20 protein-coding genes are annotated in these 18644 nt (G+C 73.2%); 7 read left to right on the plus strand and 13 right to left on the minus strand.

Annotation, left to right across the window (positions count from 1 at the left end; all coding sequences use genetic code 11):
• Positions 1-144: 144 nt before the first annotated feature.
• From ON36_RS11210 to ON36_RS11240, 7 genes are all read right to left on the minus strand, one after another.
• Positions 145-2823 carry a fumarate reductase/succinate dehydrogenase flavoprotein subunit gene (locus ON36_RS11210; protein ID WP_043651090.1) on the minus strand — a complete coding sequence of 893 codons (2679 nt, stop codon included), beginning with the start codon at positions 2821-2823 and terminating at the stop codon, positions 145-147.
• Positions 2820-3563 (minus strand): ABC transporter ATP-binding protein, encoded by a 744-nt coding sequence (locus ON36_RS11215; RefSeq protein WP_043651093.1) that lies wholly within the window; start codon positions 3561-3563, stop codon positions 2820-2822. Before ON36_RS11215 ends, ON36_RS11210 begins: the two co-directional genes overlap by 4 nt.
• Positions 3560-4411 (minus strand): ABC transporter permease, encoded by an 852-nt coding sequence (locus ON36_RS11220; protein ID WP_043651095.1) that lies wholly within the window; start codon positions 4409-4411, stop codon positions 3560-3562. Before ON36_RS11220 ends, ON36_RS11215 begins: the two co-directional genes overlap by 4 nt.
• The gene (locus ON36_RS11225; RefSeq protein ID WP_085999608.1) at positions 4408-5844 is read right to left on the minus strand and encodes an ABC transporter substrate-binding protein; all 1437 of its coding nucleotides are present in this window, start codon (positions 5842-5844) and stop codon (positions 4408-4410) included. The genes ON36_RS11220 and ON36_RS11225 overlap by 4 nt, the downstream gene beginning before the upstream one ends.
• Positions 5845-5863: 19 nt before the next feature.
• Positions 5864-6091, minus strand: coding sequence for a 4Fe-4S dicluster domain-containing protein (locus tag ON36_RS11230; RefSeq protein WP_019046727.1), 228 nt, complete (start codon positions 6089-6091; stop codon positions 5864-5866).
• The gene (locus ON36_RS11235; RefSeq protein WP_052313866.1) at positions 6091-6876 is read right to left on the minus strand and encodes a GntR family transcriptional regulator; all 786 of its coding nucleotides are present in this window, start codon (positions 6874-6876) and stop codon (positions 6091-6093) included. The genes ON36_RS11230 and ON36_RS11235 overlap by 1 nt, the downstream gene beginning before the upstream one ends.
• 186 nt (positions 6877-7062) lie before the next feature.
• Positions 7063-7734, minus strand: coding sequence for a PaaI family thioesterase (locus ON36_RS11240; RefSeq protein ID WP_043651104.1), 672 nt, complete (start codon positions 7732-7734; stop codon positions 7063-7065).
• Positions 7735-7956: 222 nt separating this feature from the next.
• Between ON36_RS11240 and ON36_RS11245 the strand changes: the two genes are divergently transcribed.
• Positions 7957-8613 carry an HAD family hydrolase gene (locus tag ON36_RS11245; protein WP_043651106.1) on the plus strand — a complete coding sequence of 219 codons (657 nt, stop codon included), beginning with the start codon at positions 7957-7959 and terminating at the stop codon, positions 8611-8613.
• A gap of 23 nt (positions 8614-8636) precedes the next feature.
• On the opposite strand, the gene ON36_RS11250 is transcribed toward ON36_RS11245, so the two are convergent.
• The 4 genes from ON36_RS11250 to ON36_RS11265 form a co-directional block, all read right to left on the minus strand.
• Positions 8637-9653, minus strand: coding sequence for a zinc-dependent alcohol dehydrogenase family protein (locus ON36_RS11250; RefSeq protein WP_043651108.1), 1017 nt, complete (start codon positions 9651-9653; stop codon positions 8637-8639).
• A gap of 85 nt (positions 9654-9738) precedes the next feature.
• Complete coding sequence (locus ON36_RS37055; protein ID WP_052313867.1) at positions 9739-11094, minus strand: hypothetical protein; 1356 nt, start codon at positions 11092-11094, stop codon at positions 9739-9741.
• A gap of 102 nt (positions 11095-11196) precedes the next feature.
• A complete protein-coding gene (locus ON36_RS11260; protein WP_043651111.1) occupies positions 11197-11982 on the minus strand; it encodes an ABC transporter ATP-binding protein in 786 nt (261 codons plus the stop codon).
• Positions 11979-12650 carry a FadR/GntR family transcriptional regulator gene (locus ON36_RS11265; protein ID WP_043651114.1) on the minus strand — a complete coding sequence of 224 codons (672 nt, stop codon included), beginning with the start codon at positions 12648-12650 and terminating at the stop codon, positions 11979-11981. The genes ON36_RS11260 and ON36_RS11265 overlap by 4 nt, the downstream gene beginning before the upstream one ends.
• Before the next feature lie 129 nt (positions 12651-12779).
• On the opposite strand from ON36_RS11265, the gene ON36_RS11270 reads away from it, so the two are divergent.
• Positions 12780-13520 (plus strand): DUF1152 domain-containing protein, encoded by a 741-nt coding sequence (locus ON36_RS11270; protein ID WP_218001190.1) that lies wholly within the window; start codon positions 12780-12782, stop codon positions 13518-13520.
• A 1-nt stretch (position 13521) separates the two neighbouring features.
• Complete coding sequence (locus tag ON36_RS35815) at positions 13522-13731, plus strand: hypothetical protein (RefSeq protein WP_218001191.1); 210 nt, start codon at positions 13522-13524, stop codon at positions 13729-13731.
• Between the two features lie 4 nt (positions 13732-13735).
• On the opposite strand, the gene ON36_RS11275 is transcribed toward ON36_RS35815, so the two are convergent.
• The gene (locus ON36_RS11275) at positions 13736-13999 is read right to left on the minus strand and encodes a hypothetical protein (protein WP_043651116.1); all 264 of its coding nucleotides are present in this window, start codon (positions 13997-13999) and stop codon (positions 13736-13738) included.
• Positions 14000-14166: 167 nt separating this feature from the next.
• On the opposite strand from ON36_RS11275, the gene ON36_RS11280 reads away from it, so the two are divergent.
• From ON36_RS11280 to ON36_RS11295, 4 genes are all read left to right on the plus strand, one after another.
• Positions 14167-14706, plus strand: a complete 540-nt coding sequence (locus tag ON36_RS11280; protein WP_043651119.1) for a class I SAM-dependent methyltransferase — start codon at positions 14167-14169, stop codon at positions 14704-14706.
• A 10-nt stretch (positions 14707-14716) separates the two neighbouring features.
• Positions 14717-15193: a MerR family transcriptional regulator gene (locus ON36_RS11285; RefSeq protein WP_052313873.1), complete on the plus strand. Its 477-nt coding sequence runs from the start codon at positions 14717-14719 to the stop codon at positions 15191-15193.
• Between the two features lie 4 nt (positions 15194-15197).
• Entirely contained in the window at positions 15198-15560 is a 363-nt protein-coding gene (locus ON36_RS11290) for a hypothetical protein (protein WP_157224844.1), read from the plus strand.
• An 82-nt stretch (positions 15561-15642) separates the two neighbouring features.
• Positions 15643-17073: a sulfatase family protein gene (locus tag ON36_RS11295; protein ID WP_043651122.1), complete on the plus strand. Its 1431-nt coding sequence runs from the start codon at positions 15643-15645 to the stop codon at positions 17071-17073.
• Positions 17074-17092: 19 nt separating this feature from the next.
• On the opposite strand, the gene ON36_RS11300 is transcribed toward ON36_RS11295, so the two are convergent.
• Positions 17093-18598: an amidase gene (locus tag ON36_RS11300; protein WP_052313868.1), complete on the minus strand. Its 1506-nt coding sequence runs from the start codon at positions 18596-18598 to the stop codon at positions 17093-17095.
• Positions 18599-18644: the final 46 nt, after the last annotated feature.

An 18644-nucleotide genomic window follows, 5' to 3' on the forward strand; every position in this document is an offset into this window, starting at 1 on the left:
GAGGCCGGGCGCCGTGCCGTCGCGGCGACCACGGCAGCGTGACCGCCGGGGCCGGCTCGGCGCCCGGCCTCGGCGTCACCGCGGCGGCCCGTGGGCGGCCGACGGCGCTCGCGCGGCACGGCACACGCGGCGGTGGGGTGTCGCTCATCGGGCCGCCACCACCGCCCGGCGGGCGTACGCCCGCACGTCCGCGTCCGGGTCGTCCAGGACCGACTCGAGCGCGTCGAGCGCCGACGCGCTGTGCGGCCAGACCGACAGCGACAGCACGGCGGCCTTGCGGACGTCGAGATGCCGGTCGCCGAGCGCCTCGCGCAGGGTGGGCACGGCGGCCTCGGGGTCGGCGCCCGCGAGGCCCTTGGCGGCGCCGACGCGGACCTGCCAGGCCGAATGCCGCAGGGCGGCCGCCAGTTCCGTGATGTCGTCGGTGCCGAGGGCCGCGAACGCGGTCAGGGCGGCGGCGCGGACCAGGGGGTCGGGATCGGCCGCGAGGGCGCGCACGACACCGGTGCCACCGGAGCCGATGGAGGCCAGGCCCTGGGCGACGGCGATGCGGACCTCGCGGTTGACGTCGCCGGCGATGGAGGCGACGGCGTCGCTGTCGTCGAGGGAGACCAGGGCGCGCACGGCCTCGATGCGGACGCGGTGGTCGGAATCCGCCAGGGCCGCACGGTAATCGGCCCCGTCGCCCGCGCGCAGGGCGCGCAGCAGGTCGATGACGGTGGCGCGCACCAGCGGGTCGCCCGAGCCGAGGTGCGCGGCGAGCTCGCCCGCGCCGGGCAGGACCTCGACGAGTTCGCGCAGGCTCTCCGTCGCCGCGCGGCGGACCGCGGCCGACCCGTCACCCAGGGCGCGCACGAGTTCGGGCGCCCAGCCGTCGGGGGTGTTCTCGGTGAGCACCGAGAGCGCGGCGACCCGCACCCCGGCGTCCTCGTCGGCGAGGTACCCGCGCAGGTCCGCCACCGACGGTGCGTCCAGGGCCAGCAGGGTCACCAGACGCGGGGAGGGCGGGGTGACCGGCTCGGCCTCGGCGAAGGCCGGCGTCTCGCGCTGGGGCGCGCGGGTGCCGACCAGATCGGGCTGGGCCACCGGGATGATCGTCGGATCGTCGGAGGGCACGTCGTCCAGGCCGGGCACGGGCACCAGGTACGGCGCCACGGGCCGCTTGAGGAACTCCATCTCGCCGTCGGCGTTCTTGCGCAGGTTCAGGTGGTAGCGCCACTCGACGTCGTCGCGCTCGGGGGCGTCGGCGCGGTCGTGGTAGAGGCCCCAGCGGGATTCGGTGCGGGTCAGCGAGCTGCGGGCGGCCATCTCGGCGCAGTCGCGGATGAACGACACCTCCGCCGCGCGCATGAGCTCGTGCGGGGTGCGCGCGCCGATGCCGGCGACCTCGCCGCGCATGCGTTCGAAGGTCTCCACCGCGATGGACAGCTTCGCGGCCGTCTTCGGCGGGGCCACATAGTCGTTGACGAACCGGCGCAGCTTGTACTCGACCTGCGGCTGGGGCGGGCCGTCCGGCCTGCGCAGCGGGCGGTAGATCAGCTCGTGGGCCTCGGCCAGCTGGTCGGCCGGCAGCTCTTCGGGCGCGGCGACGGCGTCCAGGGTGGACGCGGCGTGCGCGCCGGCCAGGTCGCCGTAGACGAAGGCGCCGATCATGTAGTTGTGGGGCACGCAGGCCAGGTCGCCCGCGGCGTAGAGGCCGGGCACGGTGGTGCGCGCGTTCTCGTCGACCCACACGCCGGAGGCGGAATGCCCGCTGCACAAGCCGATCTCGGAGATGTGCATCTCGATGTCGTGGGTGCGGTAGTCGTGGCCGCGGTTGGCGTGGAAGGTGCCGCGGGTGGGGCGCTCGGTGGTGTGCAGGATGGATTCGAGGGTGGACAGGGTCTCGTCGGGCAGGTGGGAGACCTTGAGATAGATGGGGCCGCGCGCGGATTCGATCTCCTGCTTGACCTCGGCCATCATCTGGCCGGACCAGTAGTCCGAGTCCACGAACCGTTCGCCCTCGGCGTTGACCTGGTAGCCGCCGAAGGGATTGGCGACGTACGCGCAGGCGGGGCCGTTGTAGTCCTTGATCAGCGGGTTGATCTGGAAGCACTCGATGCCGGAGAGCTCCGCGCCCGCGTGGTAGGCCATGGAGTAGCCGTCGCCCGCGTTGGTCGGGTTCTCGTAGGTGCCGTACAGGTAGCCCGAGGCGGGCAGGCCGAGCCTGCCGCACGGGCCGGTCGCGAGGATGACCGCCTTCGCGCCCACCGCGAAGAATTCGCCCGTGCGCGTGTGCAGGGCCGCCGCGCCGACCGCGCGGCCGCCCGAGGTGAGGACCCGCACGGGCATCAGCCGGTTCTCGATGCGGATGCGCTCGCGCATGGTGCGCTGGCGCAGCACGCGGTAGAGCGCCTTCTTGACGTCCTTGCCCTCGGGCATCGGCAGCACATAGGACCCGGACCGGTGCACGCGGCGCACCGCGTACTCCCCGTACTCGTCCTTCTCGAACTTCACGCCGTAGCGTTCGAGGCGCTGCACCATCGCGAACCCGCGGGTCGCGGTCTGGTAGATGGTGCGCTGGTCGACGATGCCGTCGTTGGCGCGGGTGATCTCGGCGACGTAGTCCTCGGGCTCGGCCTTGCCGGGGATGACGGCGTTGTTCACCCCGTCCATGCCCATGGCGAGGGCGCCGGAGTGGCGGACGTGGGCCTTCTCCAGCAGCAGCACGTTCGCGCCCGCTTCGGCGGCGGTGAGCGCGGCCATGGTGCCCGCGGTGCCGCCGCCGATGACGAGCACATCGCAGTCGATGCGCTGCTGGTCGGACAGTTCGGGGATGTTCACAGCAGCTCCAGGATCCGGTCCTTCACCGCGGACCGGTCGAGGGTCTCGCGCGGTGCGGGCACATCGACGAGGGTGCGCAGCGCGCCGCCGCCGCCGAGCACGGCGACCCGGTCGCCGAGCAGCAGGGCCTCGTCGATGTCGTGGGTGACGAAAACGATGGTGGTCGGGTGCGCCCGCCAGGTCTCGACCAGCAGGCGCTGCATGTCGGCGCGGGTCTGGGAGTCCAGGGCGCCGAAGGGTTCGTCCATCAGGACGGCGCGCGGGGAGCCCGCGAGGCTGCGCGCCAGCTGCACGCGCTGGCGCATACCGCCGGACAGGTCGCGGGGCAGGTACCCGGCATAGCCGGTCAGGCCGACCTCGCCGAGCCAGCGGTCGGCGGTGCCGGTGCGCTCGGCCCTCGGCACGCCCCGCAGGCGCAGGGCCAGTTCGACATTGCCGCGCGCGGTGCGCCACGGCAGCAGGGCGTCGTCCTGGAACACCAGCGCGCGGTCGGCCGAGGGACCGGTGACGGTGTCGCCGTCGGCCCGGATCGCGCCGCCGTCGACGGGCCGCAGACCCGCCAGGGCCCGCAGCAGGGTCGACTTGCCGCACCCGGACTTGCCGACCAGCACGAGGATCTCGCCCTGGGTGATCTCGAGATCGAGCCCGTCGATGACGGTCCGGGTGCCGTAGGCGATGCGGATGCCGTCGAGGCTCAGGCGCATGCCGCCGGTGACGGCGGGGGAGACGACGATGGTCATGAGGCAACCTCCCGGGGGAGCCAGCGGGTGACGCGGCGGCCGGCCAGTTCCACCAGCCCGGAGGTGGCGAAGCCGAGCACGCCGATGGTGATCATCCCGACGAAGACCGCCGGGTAGTCGACGATGGTGTAGGACTGCCAGGTGCGGTACCCGATGCCGAGCCGCCCGGAGATCATCTCCGCGGAGATCAGGCAGATCCAGGCCACGCCCATGCCCACCGACAGGCCGCCGAACACGCCCGGCAGGATGCCCGGCAGCACGACGCGGGTCAGCACCTCGCGCCGCGAGGCGCCGAGGGTGCGCACGGCGTCCTCCCAGATCGTCGGCAGCGCCCGCACGGCGTGCCGGGTGCTGACCATGACGGGGAACAGCGAGGCGGTGAAGGTGATGAACACGATGCCCGACTCATCCGACGGGAACAGCAGGATCGCCACCGGCACCAGCGCGATCGCCGGGATCGGGCGGACCAGTTCGGCCAGCGGGCCGAGGGTGTCGGCGATCAGGCGGGACCGCCCGAGCCCGATACCCGCCGCCACGCCGACGACCGCGGCCAACCCGAAACCGGTGACGATGCGGATCAGCGACTGCGCGACGTCGATGTAGTACTGCGAGGTGCCCAGGTGCTCGCCGAACTCGGCGACGATCTCGGTGACCGTCGGCAGGGTGTCGAACCGCAGCCACAGCCGCACGTTCCCGGCGGTGAGCAACTGCCACAGCCCGAGCGCGACCAGCACCGAGGCCAGGCGCAGCAGGCGCGAGACCCACACCGAGCGAACCGGTTTCGCGGCGGCGCCGGCCGGGACCGGCGTGGCGGTCCCGGCGTCGGCAGGCTCGACGGCGGTGCTCATCCGCGGATCTCCGTCACGGCCTGGTCGTAGGTGACCGCGGTCGCGCCGGGGTGGGCGGCGCGGTAGCGTCCCGCCGCGGCGGGCGTGGTGAAGGGCAGGTAGTTCGCGCCGTCGCGCAGCCAGACGGCCTTGTCGGCGAACCAGCGGGTGCCCAGCTCGGCGTCGGGCAGGTACACCGCGCGCACCGTCTTGCCTGCCGCCCTGGCGGCCTGGACACCGCGCAGCAGGCAGGCCGCGTTCGCGGCGGGCTGCGGCGTGGTCGCGCCGTCGATCCAGATCTCCCCGGCCGTGGCGGGGTCGGTGACCGCGACATGGCACACGGGGTCGGTGCCGGTCACCCGGCTGGGGTTGGCGGTGGCGGCCAGGTCGGTGTCGTAGTCGCCGCGGCCCTCGTAGGCCTTGCGCAGGGGTCCGTCCTGGACGAAGGCGTCGATGTCGAGGTCGGCGAAGTCGCCGATGGACTTCAGGTAGGTGACGTCGTCCTTGAACGCCTTGATCAGGCTGGGCTTGAGCGTGGTGTCGAAGGACGTGCCGCCGGGGCCGTTGTAGAGGTAGACGACCTCCTGCGGCAGGCCCGAGCCCTGCGCGACGATGCCGGCCGCCTCGAACGGCTTCTCGTTGAGGAACCGGGTGGCGTCGAGCTGCGCGCCGAGGAACGCCTGCAGCACCTCGGGATGCTCGGCGGCGTAGGCGCGGCGGGCGACGACGCCGTGGAAGGTCGGCACGTTCAGCTCGGCGCCGTCGTAGAGGAGCTTGGCCTTGCCCTGGTGCACGAGCAGCCCGGGCCAGGCCACGAACTGCGACAGGGCGCCGACCTGATGGGACTCGAGGGCGGTCGCCCCGATCTGCGGCTGCTGGTTGAGCACCTCCACGCCCTTGGCCGGATCGATGCCCGCCCGGCTCAGCGCCTGGACGAGGGTGCCGTGCCCGGCCGACCCGACGCTGGCCGAGACCTTCTGCCCGGCGAGGTCGGCGATCGAGGTGGCGGTCGAGTCGTTGGCGACCACCACCATGTTCAGCGCGCCCTTGGGGTTGTAGCCGGTCACCGACACGAACTCGGTCTTCGCGCGCTCGTTGGCCTGGGTGCGCGAGCCGTTGATCAGCAGCGGGTAGTCGCCCATCGAGCCGATGTCGATCTTCTCGGCCACCATCTGCGCGGTGATCGGGGCGCCGGTGTCGTAGTCCTGCCACTCCACCTGGTACCTGGCGCCGCCTGCGTCGGTGATCTTCTGCAGCCGCTGCTCGAGGTAGCCCTGGGCGCGCAGCAGGGTGCCCGCGGTGACGGTGTTGATGGTCTTGGACTGGTAGCCCACGACCACCTTGACCGTGCCCGCCGGTGCGGCGTCGGAGGACTCGAGCGAACAGCCCGCGGCGGTGAGGACCAGGGCCAGCAGGGCGGGGGCGAGACGCGCGGTGCGCGAGGACATCTTCATCAGCGGTGTTCCCGGGTGGTCAGCGGAGCAGATAGGGCATGTTGACGGTGACGGCGCCGGTGGGGCAGCGTGCGGCGCACGGGCCGCAGTACCAGCACTCGTCGACGTGCATGTAGGCCTTGCCGGAGTCCTCGTGGATGGCGAGGGAATCGAGCGGGCACATGTCGACGCAGAGGGTGCAGCCGGTGATACAGAGCGATTCGTCGATCGTGACCGGCACGTCGGCGCGCTGGGGGACCAGTGCCATTACAGGACCTTCCATTCGGGTGTGCTGCGGGTGAGGCTGCCGCGCATGGTGATCCGGTCACCGCGCATACGGATGTACTCGAGGTCGACCGGCCTGCCGTCGTCGAGATGGGTCAGGCGTTCGAGCATCAGCAGCGGGGCGCCGGCTGGCGCGTCGAGGGTGGTGGCGGTGTGCGGGTCGGCCGCGACCGCCTCGAGGGCGAGGTCGGCCGAGCCGAGCGAGCGGCCGGTGACCTGCTCGAGCAGGACGAACACGTCGGTGGTCTCGAGGTCGTTGGCGAGTACTTCCGCGCCGACGTCGGGGGCCAGGTAGGTCAGGTCCAGGCTCAGCGGCATCTCGGCCAGGTAGCGCAGCCGCTCGATGTAGACCACGCGCTCGCCGGGGTCGAGGCCGAGGCGGCGGGCGACCGCGGGCGGCGCGGTCAGGAACGTCGCGGCGCGGACCTCGTTGCGGACGGTGCCGTGCTCCTTGAGCGTCTCCTGCAGCCCGAGCAGCGCGTCGAGGCCGTGGTCGTACTTGCGCTTGCCGACGCGGGTGCCGACCTTGGGCGCGCGGTCGATGAGGCCCTCGTCGCGCAGCAGCGCCAGCGCCTCGCGCACGGTGTTGCGGGAGGCGTCGTGCTCGGTGGCCAGTTCCTGCTCGGTGGGCAGGACGCCGTCGAAGGCGCCGGCCAGCACCTGGTGCCGCAGGATGTCGGCGACGCGGCGCGCGCGGTCGGCACGGGCGCCGCGCAACGGGGTCGGTTCGGTGCTCGGATGCACCGTGTTTCTCTCGCTGACCTGCATGAACAGCGACGATAGCGGCACCGTGGGGCGCGATTCGCCCGCGCGGAATCAGGCCGGATTCAGGGGATGTTTCTGCGCCGGTCGCCCGGTCGCGCCACCTGGGAAAAAGGTCGGCCCCGGTGGCATTACGCCACCGGGGCCGCGACGATCGGTGTTGGAATCACGCCGATCGGAATACCGTCGCGGTCACGGCTGACCGGGGTTGAGCACGATGAACAGCCCGCTCGCCTCCGCGCAGAGGCGCTCACCGTCGTGCAGGGTCGCCTTCAGGTAGATCTTGCGGCCCTCCTGGCGCTCGGCGTGGGCCTTCAGCGTCAGCGGCTTGTTCAGCGGGGTGATCGAGCGGTAGTCCACGGTGAGCGAGGCGGTCCGGGTGATGGACCGGCTCGACAGCGCCGCGGCCATTCCGCACAGGTCGTCGAAGGCCAGCGCGATGTGGCCGCCGTGCGCGGCGGCGTTGCCGCCCAGGTGGAAGGTGCGGAAGACGACCTCGGCGGTCACGCCGCTGCTGTCGGCCTCGACCACGGTGTAGGGCGGCAGGGTGATGTTGCCGCGCGCGGGCAGGTCGGTGCGCGACCAGGTCGGCGCCGACCACTCCTCCACCACGGCTTCGGCCAGCCGGGCGTTGAGTTGCTCGAGGGTGGCTACGGCCTCCTTGGCCAGTTCCTCCGACGGCAGGATCAGCCGCACGCGGTCCATGAGCACCCGCGCCTGCTCGATCAGCTCCCCGTACTGCGGGCCACCCACCGGACCGTCGGACCCGGCCGCGTGGGCCCGGATCAGTTCGGTCATCGGCCGGAACCCGCCTTCGTGGTGCTCTGCGTTCGGCAGCGAGTCGCCGACCCGTGGTGTATCCATGTGAAACACGTTATCGGTCGTCCGCCGTTAGCTGCACGATCGGGGGCCCGCTCAGCGGTCGGTGTCACATCACGATCGCGACGGCATATCCGCTGTGGACGCCCCGGCACGACGGGGTCGTCCACTAGGCTCGACGGCGATCGTCGAGCAGGTCCGAACGAACCGTGGAATCCGTGCGGCGCGGCCAGACGCGCCCCGGAAGTGGGCGAAAGGCTGAGCGGGATGGGTATCGCGGCAGTGGTGTTCGACATGGACGGCGTCCTGATCGACTCCGAACCGATCTGGGAACAGGTTCGCAAGGAATACGTGGAACTGCGCGGCGGCCGCTGGCGGCCCGACGCGCAACGCCGCATGATGGGCATGTCGACCGTGGAGTGGGCCGCCTACCTCAGCAACGATCTCGGTGTCGCCCAGCCGATCTCGGTGGTGTCCAACGGGGTCATCGATCTGATGGCCGCCCGCTACAGCGACCACCTGCCCCTGCTGCCCGGCGCCGCCGAGGCGGTGCGGCGCTGCGGCGCCCGGTGGAAGCTCGGGCTCGCCAGTTCCTCGCCGCGCAGCCTCATCGACCTGGTTCTCGCCAAAGCCGGTCTGCTGGGCGAGTTCTCGGCGATCCTGTCCACCGAGGAGGTGGGTCGCGGCAAACCGGCGCCCGACGTGTACCTCACCGTCGCCCAGCGCCTCGGCGTCGAACCCGAGCAGTGCGCCGCGGTGGAGGACTCGTCCAACGGCCTGCGTTCCGCGCGCGACGCGGGCATGCGGGTGATCGCGATCCCGCGCCCGGAGTTCCCGCCCGCGCGCGACGCCCTGGCCGGCGCCGCGGCGGTCCTCGGCTCGCTGGACGAGCTGGTCCCCGAGGCGGTCACCGGGGCCGCCTGAGACCGGGCGGCGCGCGGTATCGATCAGGGCCGCAGCAGTGCCTTGATGGCGCGGCGCTCGTCCATCGCGCGGTAGCCCTCGGCGACCTCGGCCAGCGGCAGCGTGAGGTCGAAGACCCGGCCCGGGTCGATGCCGCCCGTCATCACCCGGTCGATCAGGTCGGGCAGGAACCGGCGCACCGGCGCGGGCCCGCCGCGCAGGCCGACGTGGGAGAAGAACAGCCGGTCCCCGGCGATCTCCACCCCGTGCGGGACGCCGACGAAGCCGACATTGCCGCCGGGACGGGTCGAGCGCAGCGCCTGGGTCATGGACTCGCCGGTGCCGACGCATTCGAGGACCGAGTCGGCGCCGATGCCCTCGGTGAGGTCCTTGATCCGGGCGACACCGTCCTTGCCCCGCTCGCTGACGATGTCGGTGGCGCCGAAGGCGGTGGCCAGCTCCTGGCGGTCGGCGTGCCTGCTCATGGCGATGATGCGTTCGGCGCCGAGTTCGCGCGCCGCGATGACCGCGCACAGCCCGACCGCGCCGTCGCCGACCACGACCGCGGTGGCGCCGGGACGGACCTCGGCCGCGACCGCCGCGTACCAGCCGGTGCCCATGACGTCGGACAGGGTCAGCAGGCTGGGGACGTGGGCCGGGTCGGGCTCGCCGTCGGTGGCGACCAGGGTGCCGTCGGCGTTCGGGATGCGCACGTATTCGGCCTGGCAGCTCGACATGAATTCGCGACGGACACAGGCGGACTGGTAGCCGTTGCGGCAGTTCGCGCAGGTGTTGTCGGAGGTCGCGAAGGAGCCGATGACGAACTGCCCCGGCCGGACGGTGGTGACCTGATCGCCGACCTCCTCGACCACGCCGACGTATTCGTGGCCCATCGGGTGCGGATGGTCGACGGGCTCGATCCCCCGATAGGGCCACAGGTCCGAACCGCAGACGCAGGTCGCCACGGTGCGGATGATCGCGTCGGTGCCCGCGGTCATCGTGGGGTCGGGCAGCTGTTCGCTGCGGATGTCACCGGGGGCGTGGATGATGGTGCCGCGCATGATGCGGGTCCTTTCGCGCAGGGATCGGTCGGTGGTCGGCGTCGGCGGGGTGGCGTAGGCAGTCTCGCCGCCGCCCGGGGCGATGTCACGCGGACGCGCGGCGGGCCGGATCGCTCGTCGGCCGGAGCCGGGACCCCGGGCCGGGGGTGCGGCCGTCGCGGTGGCGGGTGTGGGTCAGCGCGGCGGGGCGGGGTCTGTCGCCGGGGCCCGGTCGCCCGGGGCGGGCCGCTCGAGGAGATGGATGGTCAGCGCGGCGGCCAGGGTGCGACCCTCGCGGGGCTGGGTGGGGTCGAGGCCGGTCAGTTCGGTGATCCGGTTGAGCCGGTAGGTGAAGGTGTTGGGGTGGACGTGCAGCTCCCGGGCGGCGGCCTGGCGGTCGGCTCCGTGCTGGAGGTGCGCCTGCAGGGTGGTGATCAGGTGGGGGGTGCCCGGCCAGGGGTTCGAGCAGCTGGATCAGGCGCTGCTTGGCGCGGCCGGGGCGGGTGATCTGGAGTTCGAGGAGCAGGTCGTCGAGGCGGTAGCAGCCGGGTGGGCGGTCGCGCAGCCGGGGGAACACGGCCAGATCGCGGGCGTCGGCGACGGCCGAGGCCAGGTCGGCGCGCGCGACGGCGGGGATCAGCCCGAGATACGGCGCGCCGTCCAGGGCGGTGGCCAGGCGCCGGGCGAGCTGGTCGAATCGGTCCGTGGCGATCGGGTCCGCGGTACCGGCGAGCAGGGCCGTGCCGCTGTGCCCGTCGAACCGCAGCAGCGCCGGGGCGCCGGTCAGTTCCGCCAGGGCGCGGTCGATGACCCGTTCGCGGCGCCGGGAGACCAGCTCGGCGACCGGCGCGGCCGGGGCGTCGTCCGGGCCGAGGTCGATCGCGAGGACGGTGTAGGTGTCGGCGAGGGCGATGTCGGCCCGGGCGGCCGCATGCTCCGCCGCGGTTCCGGCCAGCAGCGCCGCCAGCAACTCCTGGCGCGCGGCGCGGTCGCTGCCGAACAGCGCCCGCTCGACGACGGCATAGGACTCGAGGACGACGACGCCGATGTGCCCGGCGAGGTCGAGCAGCCGCGCGCCCATGTCGGCCAGCTCCGACCGCTGGTCGGGCGTCGTCGCCAGGGCGCTCGCCTCCGCCAGGCAGTCCCGCGCCGCGGCCTGCACCATCTCCAGCAGGGTCGCGGCGGGCAGGCGGTGCTCGGCGTGCCGCTCGGCCGGCGGCGCGATCACCCGCGCGACGTCCGGGCGGGTGATCGGCCGCTCGGAGGTCATCGCGTCGAGGTACAGCCGCGCGCAGGCGGCCACCGTCGGTGCGAACTCCGTCCCGACGTAGGACCCGGGCAGACCCGCCGCCTCGCCCGTCGCGCGCGCGTGCTGCTGGAGCCGCTCGCCGACGGCGGCGCGGCGCTGTGCCAACAGCACCCGCAGCGCCGCCGACCGGCGGTCGTTCTCGTTCACCGACATCGCCTCATTCTGCCCGCGACGGCGCTCGAGGCGGGGCGGCGGCCGTGATCTGCTTGTGGGACAGCGTCTTCGGACGCGAGGGCGGGTGCCGCCCGGAACCGCTCAGCGGGCCCGGGCGGTCCAGCGGCCGTCGGTGCGGCGCACCTCGACGGGGTGGTCGAAGGCCGCCGAGATGTGCCGGGAGGTCACCACGTCCTCGACCGGTCCGGAGGCGACGGTGCGTCCGTCCGCGATGAGCAGGGCGTGGGTGGTGGTGCGGGGGAGTTCCTCGAGGTGGTGGGTGACCAGGATCGAGGCGACGTCGGGGTGGGTGCGGTCGAGGGCGTCGACGGTGGAGAGCAGCTGTTCGCGGGCGGCCAGGTCGAGGCCGGTGGCGGGTTCGTCGAGCAGCAGGATGCGGGGTTCGCAGATCAGGGCGCGGGCGATGAGCGTACGCCCGCGTTCGCCCTGGGACAGGGTCGGCCAGACGTCGTCGGCGCGGGGTGTGAGGCCCAGCGTGTCGATGACCGCGTTGGCGCGGGCGAGGTCGTCGGCGGAGGGGGTCCAGCGCATCGGTGTGTCGATGGTGCCGGTGATGCCGGTCAGGACGACCTCGCGCACCGTCAGCGGATAGCGCAGGGGGTGGCGGGGATTGACGTGGCCGATCGCGCGCCGCAGGGCGGCCAGCTCCACGCGGCCGAACCGGCGGCCGAGCACGTGGACGGTGCCGGTCGTCGGGAAGGTCACCGCGCCGCAGAACCCGAGCAGGGTGGACTTGCCCGCGCCGTTGGGGCCGAGCAGGGCCCAGTGCTCGCCGGCCCGCACGGTGAGCGAGATGCCGTGCAGGATCTTCTTGCCCTCCCGGCGGAAGGTCACCTCGTCCAATTCGATCACGGGTTCGGCGCTCACGCGAAGGCCTCCTTCAAAGCGGTGAGATGGGTGCGGCTGAATTCCGCTGCCGCGGTGGGATTCCGGTCGGCGAGCGCGTCGGCGAGGCGTTCGTGCGCCGCGTGATCGGCGGCCTCGGACGGGAGCGGGCGCAGGGTGAGCATGTCGATCATGGCCAGGCGCAGGCGCGGCAGGAAGCTGTCGAACAGCTGGGTCAGCACGTCGTTGTGCGCGGCGACGATCACCGCCCGGTGGAAGGCCATGTCGGCGTCGACGTGCTCGGCCACGGTCTGCCCGTCGGCGACGCGCCCGGCCAGCGCGCGCCGGATCGCGCGCAGGTCGGCCGGTGTCCGTCGCCGCGCCGCCAGCGCCGCGGCCTCCGCCTCGATCGCGATCCGCGCCTCGATCACCGCGACGATCGTCGCTCCGCGCAGGACCACGTCCCAGTCCTCGGTGACGTCGAGCGCCGTCACGAACACCCCCGCGCCCTGCCTGCTGTCGAGGACCCCTCGGCCCGCCAGCTCCCGGATCGCCTCCCGCAGCGTGGACCGGCCGACACCCAGCTGCGGGGCGAGGACCGTCTCGCCGGGCAGGCGATGTCCCAGCGGCCACTCGCCCGAGCGGATCCGCGCGAGGAGCAACTCCGCTGCCTGCGCCGCCAGCGGCTGACGTCTCACCTGTGCCGACATCGCGCTACCCGTCTACTTGTCTGAGGAGTTAGCGACGAGTGTAGCGGGGGGATGCGCGGGTGCCGCCGCGCGGGTGCGGCCGAGCGCGGCGCTGCGTACGGTTGGGCTCTGCGCGAGGGGGATTCGACGATGGACTGGACGCCTGCCCTGCTGACCCGCCTGCTGCGGTGCCGCACCGTCCTCCTCGCCGGCGCGGGCGGGGGATTCGACGTCTACGGTGGGCTGCCGCTGGGGGTGTTCCTCGCCGCCCGCGGGGTGCGGGTGCACTACGCGAACCTCTCGTTCGTCGACCACGCGGTGCTCGCCGCGTGCGCCGACGAGGCGGGCATCGGCGTCGTGGGGGCCGACACCGCGGGACCGGCCGGGTACTTTCCCGAGCGGAGCCTGGCCCGGTGGCTCGGGCGGCGGGGCTGGGAACCGGTCGTCCACGCCTTCCCGTCCACGGGCGCGGCGCCGCTGCGCGAACGCTACCGCCACCTCGTCGAGCGCCTCGGTCTCGATGCCGTCGTGCTCGTCGACGGCGGCACCGACATCCTGCTGCGCGGCGACGAGGAACTGCTCGGCACACCCGAGGAGGACGCGGCCAGCCTCGCGGCGGTGGCCGGAGTCGACACGCTCGCCGAGCGGTTCGTTGTCTCGATCGGCTTCGGCGTCGACGCCCACCACGGCGTGAGCCACGTGCACGTGCTCGAGAACATCGCCGAACTCGACGCCAAAAGGCGCCTTCCTCGGGGCGTTCTCGATTCCGGGCCGCTCCGCCGAGGCCGACGCCTACCGCGAGGCGGTCCGGGACGCGGCGCGCGAGACCCCTCGGCGCAGCAGCATCGTCAACGGCCAGATCGCCGCGGCGCTGTCCGGCGCCGCCGGTGACGTGGCCCTACCCGGCCGGGCCAGCGCCACCGGGCTGTTCGTGAATCCGCTGATGGCCCTGTACTTCACCTTCGAGCTGGACGGGCTGGCCCGCAACAACCGCTATCTGCCCGCGCTGGCGGACACGCGGTCGATCGCGGATGTCGCGCGTCGCATCGGTGAGTACCGGGTCGGTGTCGAGCTGCGGGCGCCGCGGCCCTTCCCGCACTGAGGGCTCAGTCGGCGTCGCCCTCGCACCAGTCGTCGAAGGCGTCGAAGACGCCCTCGACCTGCGGGGGCACCGAGTCCTCGACGGATTCCTCGATCGGCTCCCACCAGTCGTTGCAGCCCGCGGGGGCGGGCGGCCAGGTCTCGATGAACTGGGTGAGCGGGCACTTCGGCTGCTCGGGCTCGGATTCGGCGGCGGCGATGCCGGTCGCGGCAACGGTGAGGCCCGCGGCGATGCCCGCCGTGGCGATCAGGCGATGAACGATTCCCATGACTACCTCCCTGCAAGCACGGATTTGTCCGGTTCGGGGCAGCCTACCGTGCCGGGCCGCCGACCGGTCCGGGCACGGCGGCCCGCGCGCCGGGCGGCCTTGACTTCAGGTCGACCTGAAGCGGCACGCTCGACGCGACCCCGCCGATCCGACCCGAGGGACCAGTGATGACCACGTTCGACGCCCGGCGCAGCGCCGGCTACGACCGCCGTGCCTCCCGCCTGCTGCACGGCCTCCACCGGCGGATCGCCGCCGACACCGCCGACGCCACCGCGCCCGGCGGGACGGTGCTCGACATCGGCACCGGACCCGGCCGCCTCCTCGCGGAACTGGCCGCCCGGCGCCCCGAGCTGCGCCTGCACGGCGCGGACCTGTCGCCGCACATGATCGACCTCGCGCGCCGCCGGGTGGACGGGGCCGCGCTGGTCGTCGCCGACGTCGCCGAACTCCCGTTCCCCGACGGCGCGTTCGACACGGTCGTGTCGAGCCTGAGCATGCACGAATGGCCCGACCTGCCCGCGGCCGCGCGTGAGCTGCGCCGGGTGCTGCGCCCGCAGGGCAGGCTCATGGTCTACGACTTCCGCTTCGCCCGGGCGCGGGCCGCGCGGGCCGCGCTCGGCGATCGTTTCGCCACAGTGACGGTGACTCCGGTCCGCCCGCGCAGGCATCCGGTCGCGCTCGTCACCCGCTACACCGCCGAACCGTAGAGTGGCGACCATGCCCGAGGACGCGCTGCCGATCGGTGCGGTGGCCGAGCGCTTCGGCCTGGCCACCCATGTCCTGCGGCACTGGGAGTCCGAGGGCCTGCTGGCCCCGGACCGGGACGCGGCGGGCAGGCGTCGTTATCGCGCGGCCGATCTGGACGCCGTCGCGATGATCGTGCTCGGCAAGGAAGCGGGCCTGTCCCTCGACGACATCGCCCTGATGTTCGCAGCGGCCCCGACCAGGCGGGCCCGCCACGACATCCTCGAGGCACACCGCGCCCGGCTGGCCGACCGCCTCGCCCGCACGCAACTGGCACTCGATGCCGTCACGCACGCCCTGCACTGCGACGCGGAGGACTTCCGCGCGTGCCCGCACTTCCGCGAGCGGCTGCGCGAGACCGCTTCCGGCCGGACCCCTCCCGCGGGCGCGCCCACCTCGCCGTTTTTCGGCCGTTCACCTGGCGTCGCGACGCGCACGGGTCCAGACTGACACCGTGCACCCACCGGAACCGCCCACGCTGCTGGTCATGACCCGCGGCGGTACCGACTCCGTGCGCGCCCGGCGGGCCGCGGACGGGGTCTACGAGGTCGAGCACGTCCACGGTCCGCTCCGGCGCCAGCTCTACACTCCCGACCTGCGGCTGGTCCGCGACATCCTGCGCTCCTGGATCGCCGGTGACGGCTGGTGGTGCGACGCGGTGGCCTGGGCCGACATCGACCCGGCGATCGCCGAGCTCGACGCCCTGCGCGCGGAGATGGAGAGCATGCTCCCCGACGTGGCGGTCTTCGACGGCCTGACCGGCGAACTCGACGCCGCGCTCGCCCGCGCCGACGAACTGCTGGGCGGGGCGCCCTGACGCGATACCGACACCGGTACCCGTTGAATTCAGTCTGATTCCAATCGGCCACTGGAACGGGTTGCACTGGCACGATCGGAAGATGACCCTCGACGGTGAGAACGCGGACCGGCACAGCGCGCGCGAGAACGTGATCCTGGTGCACTGGCACGACCTGGGCCGCCACCTGACCTGCTACGGCGCGCAGGGCGTGCACAGCCCGAACCTCGACCGGCTCGCCGCCGAGGGCATCCGCTTCACCGACGCCCACGCCACCGCGCCGCTGTGCTCGCCCGCCCGCGGGTCGCTGTTCACCGGCCTGCACCCGCACCGCAACGGCCTGGTCGGCCTGGCACACCACGGTTTCGAATACCACGACCACGTCCGTACCCTGCCGAGCCTGCTCGGCGACGCCGGATACCGGACCGCGCTGTTCGGGATGCAGCACGAGAGCGCCGACCCCACCCGCCTCGGCTTCGACACCGTCGACGTGTCGGACTCGCTGTGCGACTACGTGGTCGCCCGCTCGCAGGAATGGCTGCGTGACACCGCCGCGCAGGAGGGGCCGTTCTTCCTCACCGCCGGGTTCTTCGAGACGCATCGGCCCTACCCGGTCGACCAGTACGAGCACGCCGACCCCGCCACCCTCGGCGTCCCGGGGTTCCTGCCCGACGAGCCGCAGGTGCGTGAGGACCTGGCCGGCCTGCACGGCAGCATCACCCAGGCCGACGCGGCCGTCGGCCGGCTGCTCGACACCGTCGCCGAGCTCGGCCTCGCGGAGACGACCTGGATCGTCTTCGTCACCGATCACGGCCTGGCCTTCCCCCGCGCCAAGTCGACCCTCTACGCCGAAGGAACCGGCGTCGCGCTCATCGTCCGCCCGCCCCGGCGGCGCGGGCTTGCGCCGCGGGTGTACGACGACCTGTTCTCCGGCGTCGACCTGACCCCGACCCTGCTCGACCTGCTGTCGGTGCCGGTCCCGCACGGCGTCGACGGCGAATCCCACGCGCCGGAACTGCTCGAAGGCCACGGTGACCCGATCCGCAGCGAGCTGTTCACCCAGAAGACCTACCACGACGCGTTCGACCCCATCCGGGCCGTGCGCACCAAGGAATTCAGCTACATCGAGAACCTCGCCGACCGGCCCGCGCTGCTGCTGCCGCTCGACATCGCCGACAGCCCGAGCGGCCGGGTGCTCGACCGGGACGCGGTCGAGGCCCCGCGTCCCCGGCGCGAGCTCTACGACCTGGCGGTGGACCCGTACGAGCGCCACAACGTGGCCGAGGAGCCCGCCTACCAGTGGGTCGCGCGCCGCCTCTCCGGGCTGCTCGCGGACTGGCGGGCCGACACCAACGACATCGTCCCCGACGACCGCACCGGCACCGCCATCGCCCAGCGTTTCATGGCCGCCTATTTCGCCAAGCAGGCGATCGTGCGCGACGAGGAGGACCTGCCCTCGCGGCGCCCCCAGGGCGACCGCCGCGAACTCGTGCCGCCGGGCACCATCACCCCGGCCGCCGAAGCCGCGGGCTGAACCGGTGTAGCCGTTCGCGTCACGCTGGTTCGACCGGCGCAGGCTGCCGGCCGAATCGTCCCGGGCGGCGGGGCTCGCGCGGCGGCCGGAATCCGCCGAGGCGCTCCTCGAGCAGCTCGGCCAGCCGCAGGACGGTGCGGTCCTCGAACATCGGGCCGATGAGCTGCACCCCGACCGGCAGGCCCTCCGGCGAGGACCCCGCCGGCACGGCCGTCGCGGGCAGGCCGGGCATGGTGGCCAGGCCGGCCCAGACGATCTGGTCGAAGAACGGGTACGCGACGCCGTCGACGTCGAGGCGGCGCGCCAGCAGATCGGGATCGTGGTCGTGCGGGAAGGCCGGCGTCGGCGTGATCGGGCACACCACGGCGTCGAACCGCGCGAACAGTTGCCGCCAGCCGTGGCGGTGGGCCTCCCGGCGGGCGGCCACCTCGAGCCATTCGCGGTGGGTGAGCACCATGGCGCGCAGGCGCGTGGCCTCGAGGCTGCGGTCGTCCGGGTCGAGCTCGCCCGCGCGCGCCCGCAGCTGTTCGTAGGCGTCGACGGGGAACCGGGCCACCGAGCCGGAGAACAGCAGCTGCGTGTAGATGGTGGCGGCCTCGGCGAGGTCGGGCAGCAGAGGGCTGTGCCGTGCCACGCGCGCGCCGCCCGCGACGAGCGCGTCGGCCACCCGCCGCACACCCGCGCGCACCGCCGATCCCGTGCCGAGGAACGGGTGGTCGTCGAGGACGAGGACGCGGAAATCGGCGAGCTCGTCGTGGCGGGCCCGGGGCAGGGCCACCGTGTGCGCGCGGCCCGCGGTCAGCGGGTCGGGTCCGGCCATCACCTCGAGCAGGAGCGTGAGGTCGCCCGCGGTCCGCGCCATCGGTCCGACGACGGCGAGGTCGGCCTCGGTCGGCAGGGCGGGCCCCGGCGGCGGGGTCATGCCGCGCATCGCCGCCAGGCCAACGGTCGGCTTGTGCGCGTAGATCCCGCAGAAGTGCGCGGGGGTCCGCAGCGAGCCCGCCAGGTCCGAGCCGAGGGACAGCGCGCCGAAGCCGCAGGCCAGGGCCGCGGCCGAGCCGCCGGAGGAGCCGCCCGACGTTCGGCCGGGATCCCACGGGTTGTTCGTCGTGCCGTAGATCGCGTTGAAGCTCTGCAGATCCTGCAGCCCCAGCGGCACATTGGTCTTCCCCAGCACGACCGCACCCGCGGCCTTCACCCGCGCCACCTGCACGGCGTCCTCGGCGGGAACGAAGTCCCGGTACTGCGGCATGCCCCAGGTGGTGGGCAGACCGGCCACGTCGTAGGACTCCTTGACCGTCATCGGGACACCCAGCAGCGGGCGGTCCTCGCCCCTGGCCAGTGCCCGGTCGGCCTCGCGGGCCGCCTCGCGCGCCCGGTCGAAATCCGCGACACAGATCGCGTTGACCGGACCGTCCGCCCGCTCGATCGCCTCGATCGCCGCGTCGGTCAACTCCACCGAGGACACTGCACCCGCTCGCATCGCGGCCGCCAGCGCACCGGCCGACCGAAGATTCCACTCCATGTTCTCGACGCTAACGGCACCGCCGGAAAGCCATAAAACGCGACTT

It is taken from the genome of Nocardia thailandica NBRC 100428 (genome assembly GCF_000308795.1).
Classification (GTDB): Bacteria; Actinomycetota; Actinomycetes; order Mycobacteriales; family Mycobacteriaceae; genus Nocardia; species Nocardia thailandica.